Below are 10,052 nucleotides of genomic sequence, written 5' to 3'. Positions count from 1 at the left end.
GCAGGCAGATAAAGAACGTACGACGGTGAGCCAACTGGCAAACCAATTAATCCGAATGGCTTTTAACACACGGCAGAATCAACCGGATGAAGTTCCTTTTAAATGGCACGTAGTAAAAAATGGTAAACCTGCCGATGGTTTTGACCCTGCTGACCGGAGTTACCTTCTAAAATAAAAAACTTCTTGACCAGTTGGCTGTTGGCTTTTTGCTGTTGGCTGTTGGCTGTTGGCTGTTGGCTGTTGGCTGTTGGCTGTTGGCTGTTGGCTGTTGGCTGTTGGCTGTTGGCTGTTGGCTGTTGGCTGTTGGCTGTTGCTGGACATGGTTTGTGTTGGCTTCTATTTTGTTCGGGAATATTTAGAAAAATGAAATAAGAATTATGAATCTTGAACGACTTTTGGTCTGGCAGGAAGCTGTTGAATTGTATACCAAGGTAATACTTTCTTTTAAATATTGTCGGGACTTCGGTTTCAAAGACCAGATTACCTGCTCTTCTACAATCATTTCAGACTTATTTGCAAAGGCCACAGTAGCCAACATAACTTATAAGGTGGCCTCTAAGGAGTTGCCTGGAAATAACTTCCCTATTTTCATTGCCTGACTCCGTTCGGACTGAGCTTGTCGAAGTTCGGTGGCACGACCCTTCGACAAGCTCAGGGTGAACGGAAATCGGGAACTTATTAAAAGACAAATCCTAAGGACTAATGACACTCAATACTTTCAAGATACTGTTCCGGTGTCATTACTGGCATTGTTTCTGTTTTGTAATCTTTGATATTTCGAGTAATCAATAAAGACGCTCCACAGCTCTGGGCTGTGTAATACTGTATTCCGTCTTCTAAATCAGCAAATTCCGAGTTGAGAGCCTGTTCAAGAGCTGCTTCTGAGGTAACCATAACACGAAGCAGGCCTTTTAGTTTTTGCATAGCAGCAAGGGCTTCTTTCTGACCTTTAATCTTTCTGAGAATATAAAAGAGATTTGCAAATACTAATACTGAAGTTGCACCATGAATCTGCCCCGCCTGTATTCTGGAAAAAATATCAGCACTTTGCACAAACCATGGAGCACGCTTCGCCAACAGATCAAGCGTTACATCCGCATCCAGGAACAAGGTTCGTATCATTGGTATTTATCCTTCAGGTATTCAGTATATTCATCAAGTCTTTCCAGATCTTCCTCTCTGATGATACCTGCCAAATCAGCCACAGCTCCTTGAAGCAAAGGCTCATTATTATCTGGTTGAACAGGAAGACTCCTTAAAAAATTTTCAACCAGGCCAGATAAACTCTGTTGCTGGCTTGCAGCGTATATTTTTGCCTGCCGAACCACTTCAGGATCGACAGTCAGTGTCAGTTTGCTCATAACCGCCTCCTACACGTATCAATATCGAAAATTAGTACGTATTGGTGATCAATGCAAGCAGATTCTAAATCAACCGAACACCTTCCTTTGCCTTTTGGCTTTTGGCTGTTGGCTGTTGGCTGTTGGTTGTTGGCTGTTGGCTGCTGGCTTTTGGCTGTTGGCTGTTGGCTGTTGGCTGTTGGCTGCTGGCTTTTGGCTTTTGGCTTTTGGCTGTTGGCTGTTGGTTGTTGGTTGTTGGCTGTTGGTTGTTGGCTGGACATGGTTTGTGTTGGCTTCTATTTTGTTTGGGAATAGTTAGAAAAATGAAATAAAAATTATGAATTTTGAACGACTTTTGGTTTGGCAGGAAGCCGTTGAATTGTGTACCAAGGTAATACTTTCTTTTAAGCATTGTCGTGACTTCGGTTTCAAAGATCAGGTTACCCGCTCTTCACTGTCTGTTCCCTCCAACATTGCAGAGGGAATGAGCCGGAGAGGAGATAAAGAAAAAATTCAGTTCCTATGTATCAGCCTTGGCTCATGTGCCCCCTGTGTCAGCAGAGTTAAAAACCCAACTAATCATTGCCGAACAAGTCGGCTACCTGCCAACCCATAACAAGAAGGAATTCCTGCTCCAATGCCATAAAATCGCCAAAATGATCAATACCCTGAAATCCAAAATTGAAACAACAACCAACAACCATTAACCAGAAGCCAACAACCAAAAGCCAACAACCAAAAGCCAACAGCCAAAAGCCAAAAGCCAAAAGCCAAAAGCCAAAAGCCAAAAGCCAACAACCATTAGCCAACAGCCAAAAGCCAACAGCCAACAGCCAAAAGCCAACAGCCAACAGCCAAAAGCCTAATCCCGATGCTCCCGAACAGTCGCCCGAATCATCCGAATCAACCCAAACACCGCCAACAAAATTAACAGAATATTAGTCAGTGAATAAGCCACTCTGGGATATTTGGCATCATCAGAAAGATGTGGACTGCTGATAACAACCAACTGCTTCAGCTTGCGACTGGCTTCCGTGCGGGCAGTTTCCAATGCAATCAGAGATGAAGAATAGGCTTTGGTTGCCAGTTCCAGTTCCAGCTGAAGCTCTTTTTGCTGTGCAGCCAGATCATTAATACTGGTGTTTTCATCATCTGTCAGCCTTTGACTTTCCTTATCAATCTGGCTTTCCAGGGCGGCAATCCGCTGTTTGAGAGCAACAACCTGTGGTGATTTGGTATTCAGATAGGCTATTTTAGTCTCAAGTTCTGTCTGACTCTTTACCAGCTCAGCCTGGAGTTCATTGAGAATACTGCTGAGTGCTGCCCCCTGCTGCTCAGCACTGAGCAAACCCGTTGTATTTTGGAAGGCAACTAGTTGAGCTGTTATACCTTTCAGTTTATGTTCAGCAAGGCCGACTTCGCCCTGAACAAACTTCAGCTGCTCATCAGCAAGATCATGGCCTATCTTGTTAACAAAGTGCTCACTGTTGTTCAGAATTTCCTGCGCCATGCTTTTTGCAAACTCTGGAGTAAACCCCTGTACTTCCAGCTCAAGAAGGCCATTGGAGTCATTAAAACGAACTTTCAGGTGATCCCGGTAGTAGCTGAGAAAGTCTTCAAAGCTGGCATCTTTAGAAAGGCCAGAAAGCCAGTCTGCTGTGCTGTAATGGTCCCTGAGGTTAAGCTGTTTATCCAGTGCCAGCATCATATCCGGAGAATTAATATAAGCTTCCAGAAGTTTCTGATCACCGGCAGACTGACCCCCTACACCTAAAAGACTGAACCCATCAAAACTGGGAACCCCCCCATCACTCTTCTCAATCATAAAGCTGGCCTCGGAGACAAAGCGATCTGAAGCCACACCCGCATAATAACCTGCAGCCAGTAACCATGGTGCCAGCACCAATCCTGCAAACCAACGACCAGCCTGCTTATGAAGCAAATATTTCTTCGCAGGCTTAAACCACTTTTTTTTCTCTATTCTGATACCGGCAAGTTTTTGCCAGTCTTTTTTTATTTGGTCAACTTTGGGATTTGCCGTCTTAATATCCGGCTTTATCTCTGATGTAATTTCAGACATATTCAACAACTAAATTCACAAATATAATTCGGGCGATCGAATCTAAATCCTAGATACGAAAATCGGCTTTTGGCTTTTAGCTTTTAGCTTCTGGCTTCTGGCTTCTGGCTTTTGGCTTTTGGCTTTTGGCTTTTGGCTTCTGGCTGTTGGCTTCTGGCTGTTGGCTTCTGGCTTCTGGCTGTTGGCTTCTGGCTTCTGGCTTTTGGCTTTTGGCTTTTGGCTTCTGGCTTCTGGCTTTTGGCTTCTGGCTTCTGACCAGTAGCCAGCAGCGAACAGCCAGCAGCCAGCAGCCAGCAGCCAACAGCCAACAGCCAACAGCCAAAAGCCAAAAGCCAACAGCCAAAAGCTAGAGGCTAGAGGCTAGAGGCTAGAGGCTACATCGCATTATAAGCAGCAATAGCATCATCAATACTATCATGGACGTGTATTTTGCCATCCTTGATAAAGATGCCAATATCACACTGCCGCTTCAGCTCGCTGAGGTTATGGGAGACAAATAAGAAATTGGCCACTTCTTTTTTGGCATCAAAGGTCTTCTTGCATTTCTCTTTAAAGCGTTTATCACCCACAGCAGTTAACTCATCAATTAGGTAGTAGTCAAAGTCAAACGCCATACAGACTGCAAAAGAAAACTTTGACTTCATACCTGATGAGTAGCTTTTTAAGGGCATTTCGAAAAAATTGTCCAGCTCTGAAAAAGCTTTAATATAATCAATCTTTTCTTTGATCTCATACTTGGATTTACCATAGATACGGCAAACAAACTCAGCGTTTTCCCGACCGGTCATACTGCCCTGATAACCGGATAAACCCAAAGGCCAGGAGACATTTCCAGCTACTCTGATTTCACCTTTATTGGGATAATCTACACCAGCAAGCAGACGCATCAATGTACTTTTACCACTACCATTTGCCCCAAAAACACCAATATTGACATTAGCCGGTAGCTCCAGTGACACATCTTTCAAGATATAATGCCTGCCGTCTGGGGTTGGGTAATATTTGGTAACATTGTTGAAAGTAATCATACCGCCAGCATTTTCCGCCAATTTGCTCTAATCATTAAAACCCCGACCGTCAATGACGCCAGTGTCCAAAGCATCAAATATTCCATGCTAACCAGTGATATATCATAATGAAATGAAAAGCTGGAGCGCATCAATTCGAAAGCATGTAACAAGGGATTCCATAAGAGGAGAGGCTGAATAGCCGATGGCAACTCATTAATTGAAAAAAAAGTACCTGAAATAAACATCAATGGCTGCAATAACGGAGGAACAAATTTACCAACCTCAGGACTTAGCGTACTAATAACTCCAAATATCAAGCCGAAGCCAAATGCCAGTAAACTCAAAAGAATGAAAATCAAGATGAAATTAAGAGAGTTTACTAAATCGACCTCATAGCCAAGCCACCAGGCTCCGGTAATAAGCAGGACAAGAACACCAAAAGACAAGACTGCTTCCAATAAAAATCTGGCCAGAAATAAGTCAAAAACCCTGACTTGTCTGTAAATAAGCAAGTTCTTATTTCCAGCAACAGCGCCTAAAGATTGTGAGATTACTTTTTTGAAATACAGTAACGGAGCCAAACCTGTCGCAAGAAAGACGGGAAATTCCAGCCCGCCAATAGTTGTCTTGTCCCTGAAATAAAACATGGCCATGAACACCATGATTTGCAAAAGTGGTTCAATAAAAATCCAGGCAATCCCCAACCTGTGCTGCCCCAGCCTGGTCTTCAACTCGCGGGTCAGCAGTGCTTTTAAAACTGAGATTTGAATTTCAAGTGAGGTTCGTTTTTCCATTAAATCTTTTATCAATAACTTTCGGGATATTACTTTGCTCCAATCCAAGGGGGGGAGCAGCTCTTGGTTTAAGTGAACTTAAAATAAGTTTTGCGTTTGGTTGGGGTTTTTTAAGGCTGTTGGCCTTAAAAGCACAGGCATTATCTTAGGGGAAAATCATGAAAACCCTCGAAGCCAGTGGGCTCAATGGCGATAAGGACATCCCCTTATAGAGCAAAAATATACATCTAGTGTATTATATGAAAAAGATTTGGATGTTCTGAAAATGAATGTATTTGATTTAATGAATAGGATATCTGTTATTTATTACGCACGTTAGCAATGGAAAATAGATCATAAACTTGCTGATATTCTGCTCTTAGTCATTTGTGCAGTCATTGCAGGTTGCGAAGGCTGGGAAGAAATTGAAGACTTCGGCAATGAGCGGATGGATTGGTTAAAAAAATATAGTAGTAACGAGATTACCGCATACCTGAATTGCTTAAACTCCTTGAAATTCGTGGCTGCCTTGTAACCTTAGACGCCATGGGGTGTCAGAGGTAGATTACCAAGAATATTGTTGATAAAGGGGCTGATTATTTGTCAGCGGTAAAGGGTAACCAAGGCAAGCTTCACGAGGCATTTGTATTATTTTTCTATTGAAAAAGTGAATCAATGGAAGGGTGATACCTTCAGAACCGAAGAAAAAAGCCATGGCAGAATGGAGGCGCGTCTTCATATAGTCAGTGATATCTTTGATGAATTCGTTAATCTTTCTTTTTATTGGAAAGGAATGAAACACTCTGGATTATTTTGTCTGCCAGAATGGAAGATGGTGTATTCAATACTGACGACATCAGTGTCCGTTATTATATTTCTTCTGCGCAATTAACTGCAGAAAAGTTTGCACATGCTGCAAGAGGGCATTGGGCAATCGAGAATAAACTCCATTGAAAAATGGATTTTGCAATGATAGAAGATGATTATCGAATCAGAAGAGGCAATGCCCCTGAAATGCTCACTGGTTTTCGACATATGGCAGTTAATATGTTGAATAATAGCAAAACCTTTAAAGCTGGTCTGAAGCGGAAGCAGAAAAAGGCCGCCATGAGCACTCGATATCTGTCTGAAGTCCTCGCAGGGTACGGGGTTTCATGATTTTCCCCTGTGGCGCTGACTCTCGGTGCATAATTTTCACTCAGGTACGCTACCGCCCATCGTTTTTGCGTGATCCACCTGATATTGGGTGGTCGTGCCTGCGTATAACGAAACAGCTCTATTTTATTTCAGTACAAACCATTCCTGTCTGCGCACGCAATCGCCGCAAGCTACAGAAAGGGCTGGTTTTGTAAGGGGTTGATAAATTTTTAGTAAGTTTTTACGGGAAAACCCGTCTTTTATGGTTACGTAATAACCCTGTTTATGATGCGATTTTCCGCTTCTCAAGAGTATTATAAATGTAAGCTTTTGCCTGTTATTAACCTTGGCGCAGTAGTATTGTTGTTTTTATTTTGATAGTTGAAATTCGCAGGTAACTGTTTGGTGATTCCATCCAATGTTCGCGATTACCAGGGGCTGCAGCCATATTTAACTTAAGTACGGGTGCTTGTAGCCCTTGGTAATCAAGGGTCAATAAGGTTTCAGAGAACAGTTACATTCGCAGAATCCTCCTCCCTCCTTAAGGGACTAATATTCAAAATGTTTTGGGGATTGGCCGTTTTCGTACTTCGTTCTCATTGATTTTGGAATTTTCTGGTGTTTTTTTGAACGTCGAATGTCGTTAATGGTTAGTGATCATAATGTTTTTGTAGCAAAAGCACAACCCCAGATCTCCTGAAGAAGAAAGGTGGCGCTTCTGCTGTTGGATTCTGGCAAGGCTTCTTTTTCTGATTTGGAAATACACGACTCTGTTTTTTCAGCTCGTGCCTTATTCTGTGTTGGAGGCCATCAGGCACAATGTCATCACCATTAACAGCACTCCAATGCGTTTCTTCAGATAGAGCGAAGAGACCAGAAAATCCGGGCTTTTCAGGAACCGAAAGCCACCTTCAACCTGTTGTTGCGACTTATAGGTAGACAACAGCTCAGAGGCATTCAGACTATTCTGGTCCAATTCATTGGTGCCCAGGATAAAGCAACCCAGTGACGGCTATTCAAAGCTGCCTTAAAGCACGGTAGATGATTTTTGATTATTTCCTGAAAACAGGTTTTGTCGTATACATTACCACTATGTACAGAGTTTGCCCTGTAAAGCCCAACCCATTAATGATTGTTGCAACTACAGCTTGTCCAATAGTGACATTACGAACATCGGAATCATTTGTGATACGGGCATCAATGTATTCGGCTATCCTTGCTCCCGACACATAGCGGCAACCAAGCCAAGGTGGTTGAGGTTCTTGAACTGGTATTGAACTGGCAGCATGTTGATGTTTCTGAATATCTGATCAGTCTTTTGATAACAGAATTCAGGAAAATATCGATCGGGGTGGTGAAAGGCAGATAGACCGTCCACTCTCGTTGTTCTTCACAGATAACATACTTGTCCAGGGTGACCCGTTCAGGTCTGTACAAGAAGGAAGACTGGATACACCAGTAGTCCTGTGCACTCCAGAAACCGTTCATGGCGTTTCTGGCAGGCAAGTACCACGTCCTCGGTTTGTTTCTCAAATTCCTGAATTTAGTTTTTATTTAAGGATCTTGTGAGGCTGTCAAAAGCCCCCTCGACTCATAGCTGCCATAGTTTATTGAATCTTGCCGTTGAATAACTCAGGAGTGTGTTGTCCATGATGAATAGTATCGCAACATCTGGAACCACCTGTTTACTCTGTGCCAAACAAACCGATTCCGCTAGCAGCAGTGACGCGGTAGGAACATCTGCCGGACGCTCAATAGTCAAAACAGCTTGCCACCATACTTTCCACCTGGAATGTATACGTCGGCACTTGGACGAGCAGTCGGATTTTCCAAAATTCCGAACCTGTGCTGTCTGTCCAGAGCGGGTTCTACCACTGGTGCAGGTGGCCGGGGAAACGTTACCCTCAAACACCCTTTACTGTGAATCCCCGGCCCTGGTCGCCTGTCGCAACGGAGATTTGGCGACCATACAGGCCATGCTGGGGCGAGACCCGGGAATGGTCCGTCAACAATATTATTCTGCTGGCACCTACTGCAATACCGGGCTGTTGCACATCGCCGCAGAGCAAGGCCATGACCGTATACTGAATCTGCTGATCCGTAACCAGGCCGATATCAATGGAGTTGAGGGGTATCACGGTTCCACCCCTTTGCATTTGGCTGCCGACGGTGGCCATACCAGGTGTATGGGTCTTCTGCTGGCAGCAGGGGCAAATCCAACGGTAACCGACCAGCAGGGCGATACTCCCCTGCATAAAGCGGTCGATGCCGGGCACATTGAGTCTTTGCCGCCATTAATTAATGGTGGAGCCAATATCAATGCCGTCAACAATCGCGGTTATGCACCCTTGCACAAAGCCGTGTTAATGAAACAGATGGCGTGCCTGCAGTACCTGCTCTCCCGTGGAGCCGATGTTGATTACGGCGACGCCATGAGCTATTCGGCCGCATGTAATGCAGCCTGTTCTGGCTACCCGGATTTTCTGGAACAACTGATCCACTTTAAGGCAGATATCAACAAATCCGGGATATTTGGTCATATGCCGCTCCACCTTGCGACCGAAGAAGGACATATCAACTGCATGCATATCCTTATCAACCATGGGGCGAAGATTGATGCAGCCAATGACCACGGTGATACGTCCCTGCACATGGCTGTGTGGAATAACAACATTGCAGCAGCACGACTGCTGAGCGAAAAAGGAGCCAGTATCAATATCACCGATCAGGACGGTTGGGCACCAGTTCACATTGCCGCCTCAGAAGGCAATATTGAGATTCTGAAACACTTGCTGGAGCGCGGAGCAAACATCAGGCTCTTAACGAAAAATGGTTTGAGCCCGCTTGGTCTTTCTGCCAATGAAGGGCACACCAACTGCGTACAGTTTATGCACGCAGTATTTTCGATGACAAAAGACCCCGGGCGGTTAGGCGGTCTCCGTTAACGTGCCGTGATTGCTTTGGCAAGCGATGTATCACAGAAGTTTACCGCCAGGTAAAAGATCGTGAATTCTACCTGGCATGGTGGAAATGCGTTGATTTCTGAAATTGATGCGTGGCCATTCACGGCTTTTTGAAGAACCTGGCGTACAGAGAGCTAATAATGCAGGTCGCTGCAGCCAACAGATAAATTGAGAAAATCACGACCATCCATTCTGCCATGTTCAGGGTAAGCAGGGTCCAGTCGTCGGCACCGCAGAGTCCGGTGGGCATAAACAGGGAGGGCCACCATTCATAGAGAGGCAGGTCGAAAGGGAAGGTCGGGCGGAAGCTGCAGCTGGAAGTAAACGGATTAAAATCGGCGTAGTCTGCCATTTGGGCAATGGCTTCCTTCAGCCCATACAGTGCACCAGCAATCCAGAGAGTGTAACCTGTGATCCTGAAAAACAGCTGGGTGGGTGAAATGATGATAACCAATGGTGCCAACATCAGCACCAGAACGGCGAGCCGCTGATAGACGCAGCGCTCACAGGGATCCATATGCAGAATATACTGAAAGCCCAAGGCGCACAGCTCGAGAAAGAGCGCGGTGGCAAACATAATAAGCCAGGTGACTCGTAAACGCTGCCAGCCGTGGATGGTTTGCAGTGGGCTGTCTTTCAAACGTTGAAAGAGGCTATTGGGGTTTTGTTCAGCAGCCAATGGTTGGATCCCTCTCGAAGTTACTTCTGGCTTTCCGGTTGGGTCACCGAAAAGCCATCAGCGCTGTGTT

General features: G+C 44.7%; 14 protein-coding genes and 2 pseudogenes. 6 read left to right on the top strand and 10 right to left on the bottom strand.

The features are described 5' to 3' along the window. Positions 1–377: 377 nt before the first annotated feature. A complete protein-coding gene (locus tag ACO6V1_RS20640; RefSeq protein WP_422450385.1) occupies positions 378–599 on the top strand; it encodes a hypothetical protein in 222 nt (73 codons plus the stop codon). A gap of 100 nt (positions 600–699) precedes the next feature. On the opposite strand, the gene ACO6V1_RS20635 is transcribed toward ACO6V1_RS20640, so the two are convergent. Next, the gene (locus ACO6V1_RS20635; protein ID WP_422468297.1) at positions 700–1,122 is read right to left on the bottom strand and encodes a type II toxin-antitoxin system VapC family toxin; all 423 of its coding nucleotides are present in this window, start codon (positions 1,120–1,122) and stop codon (positions 700–702) included. Beyond that, on the bottom strand, positions 1,119–1,361 hold the full coding sequence (locus ACO6V1_RS20630; RefSeq protein ID WP_422450387.1) for a DUF6364 family protein: 243 nt from the start codon (positions 1,359–1,361) through the stop codon (positions 1,119–1,121). Before ACO6V1_RS20630 ends, ACO6V1_RS20635 begins: the two co-directional genes overlap by 4 nt. Positions 1,362–1,412: 51 nt before the next feature. On the opposite strand from ACO6V1_RS20630, the gene ACO6V1_RS20625 reads away from it, so the two are divergent. Genes ACO6V1_RS20625 through ACO6V1_RS20615 form a run of 3 tightly spaced genes read left to right on the top strand, consistent with a single transcriptional unit; the run spans position 1,413 to position 2,047 of the window. After that, entirely contained in the window at positions 1,413–1,655 is a 243-nt protein-coding gene (locus ACO6V1_RS20625) for a hypothetical protein (RefSeq protein WP_422468295.1), read from the top strand. A 22-nt stretch (positions 1,656–1,677) separates the two neighbouring features. Continuing rightward, positions 1,678–1,956, top strand: a complete 279-nt coding sequence (locus tag ACO6V1_RS20620; RefSeq protein WP_422450389.1) for a four helix bundle protein — start codon at positions 1,678–1,680, stop codon at positions 1,954–1,956. Continuing rightward, positions 1,883–2,047, top strand: coding sequence for a four helix bundle protein (locus ACO6V1_RS20615; protein ID WP_422468292.1), 165 nt, complete (start codon positions 1,883–1,885; stop codon positions 2,045–2,047). The genes ACO6V1_RS20620 and ACO6V1_RS20615 overlap by 74 nt, the downstream gene beginning before the upstream one ends. Before the next feature lie 155 nt (positions 2,048–2,202). On the opposite strand, the gene ACO6V1_RS20610 is transcribed toward ACO6V1_RS20615, so the two are convergent. The 4 genes from ACO6V1_RS20610 to ACO6V1_RS20595 all read right to left on the bottom strand — a co-directional run bounded on the left by ACO6V1_RS20610 (position 2,203) and on the right by ACO6V1_RS20595 (position 5,224). Continuing rightward, entirely contained in the window at positions 2,203–3,420 is a 1,218-nt protein-coding gene (locus tag ACO6V1_RS20610) for a hypothetical protein (protein ID WP_422450391.1), read from the bottom strand. Positions 3,421–3,496: 76 nt separating this feature from the next. Next, positions 3,497–3,742, bottom strand: a complete 246-nt coding sequence (locus tag ACO6V1_RS20605) for a hypothetical protein (protein ID WP_422468290.1) — start codon at positions 3,740–3,742, stop codon at positions 3,497–3,499. 52 nt (positions 3,743–3,794) lie between these two features. Next, on the bottom strand, positions 3,795–4,469 hold the full coding sequence (locus ACO6V1_RS20600; protein WP_422450393.1) for an ABC transporter ATP-binding protein: 675 nt from the start codon (positions 4,467–4,469) through the stop codon (positions 3,795–3,797). Then, a complete protein-coding gene (locus ACO6V1_RS20595; RefSeq protein ID WP_422450394.1) occupies positions 4,445–5,224 on the bottom strand; it encodes an ABC transporter permease in 780 nt (259 codons plus the stop codon). The genes ACO6V1_RS20600 and ACO6V1_RS20595 overlap by 25 nt, the downstream gene beginning before the upstream one ends. Before the next feature lie 265 nt (positions 5,225–5,489). Between ACO6V1_RS20595 and ACO6V1_RS20590 the strand changes: the two are divergent. Beyond that, positions 5,490–6,361: pseudogene (locus tag ACO6V1_RS20590) on the top strand (ISAs1 family transposase). Between the two features lie 698 nt (positions 6,362–7,059). Here ACO6V1_RS20590 and ACO6V1_RS20585 read toward each other — a convergent pair. The 3 genes and pseudogenes from ACO6V1_RS20585 to ACO6V1_RS20575 all read right to left on the bottom strand — a co-directional run. Then, a pseudogene (locus tag ACO6V1_RS20585) lies at positions 7,060–7,346 on the bottom strand (IS1634 family transposase); the annotation flags it as partial. Between the two features lie 46 nt (positions 7,347–7,392). Continuing rightward, positions 7,393–7,569 (bottom strand): DUF4277 domain-containing protein, encoded by a 177-nt coding sequence (locus ACO6V1_RS20580; protein WP_422450395.1) that lies wholly within the window; start codon positions 7,567–7,569, stop codon positions 7,393–7,395. Further along, positions 7,538–7,846, bottom strand: a complete 309-nt coding sequence (locus tag ACO6V1_RS20575) for a hypothetical protein (protein ID WP_422450571.1) — start codon at positions 7,844–7,846, stop codon at positions 7,538–7,540. Before ACO6V1_RS20575 ends, ACO6V1_RS20580 begins: the two co-directional genes overlap by 32 nt. Before the next feature lie 143 nt (positions 7,847–7,989). On the opposite strand from ACO6V1_RS20575, the gene ACO6V1_RS20570 reads away from it, so the two are divergent. Then, a complete protein-coding gene (locus tag ACO6V1_RS20570; protein ID WP_422450396.1) occupies positions 7,990–9,285 on the top strand; it encodes an ankyrin repeat domain-containing protein in 1,296 nt (431 codons plus the stop codon). 118 nt (positions 9,286–9,403) lie between these two features. Here the strand turns inward: ACO6V1_RS20570 and ACO6V1_RS20565 are convergent, their stop codons facing one another. Then, positions 9,404–9,982, bottom strand: coding sequence for a disulfide bond formation protein B (locus ACO6V1_RS20565; RefSeq protein ID WP_422450397.1), 579 nt, complete (start codon positions 9,980–9,982; stop codon positions 9,404–9,406). Positions 9,983–10,052: the final 70 nt, after the last annotated feature.

This window comes from Endozoicomonas sp. ALC013, from assembly GCF_049310205.1.
Taxonomy (GTDB): domain Bacteria; phylum Pseudomonadota; class Gammaproteobacteria; order Pseudomonadales; family Endozoicomonadaceae; genus Endozoicomonas.
This window is presented reverse-complemented; position numbering and strand designations above follow the sequence as displayed.

Coding starts and splice junctions, on each gene's coding strand:
- ACO6V1_RS20640 (WP_422450385.1), top strand. CDS start 378: ATGAATCTTGAACGACTTTTGGTCTGGCAGGAAGCTGTTGAATTGTAT.
- ACO6V1_RS20635 (WP_422468297.1), bottom strand. CDS start 1,122: ATGATACGAACCTTGTTCCTGGATGCGGATGTAACGCTTGATCTGTTG.
- ACO6V1_RS20630 (WP_422450387.1), bottom strand. CDS start 1,361: ATGAGCAAACTGACACTGACTGTCGATCCTGAAGTGGTTCGGCAGGCA.
- ACO6V1_RS20625 (WP_422468295.1), top strand. CDS start 1,413: ATGCAAGCAGATTCTAAATCAACCGAACACCTTCCTTTGCCTTTTGGC.
- ACO6V1_RS20620 (WP_422450389.1), top strand. CDS start 1,678: ATGAATTTTGAACGACTTTTGGTTTGGCAGGAAGCCGTTGAATTGTGT.
- ACO6V1_RS20610 (WP_422450391.1), bottom strand. CDS start 3,420: ATGTCTGAAATTACATCAGAGATAAAGCCGGATATTAAGACGGCAAAT.
- ACO6V1_RS20595 (WP_422450394.1), bottom strand. CDS start 5,224: ATGGAAAAACGAACCTCACTTGAAATTCAAATCTCAGTTTTAAAAGCA.
- ACO6V1_RS20570 (WP_422450396.1), top strand. CDS start 7,990: ATGATGAATAGTATCGCAACATCTGGAACCACCTGTTTACTCTGTGCC.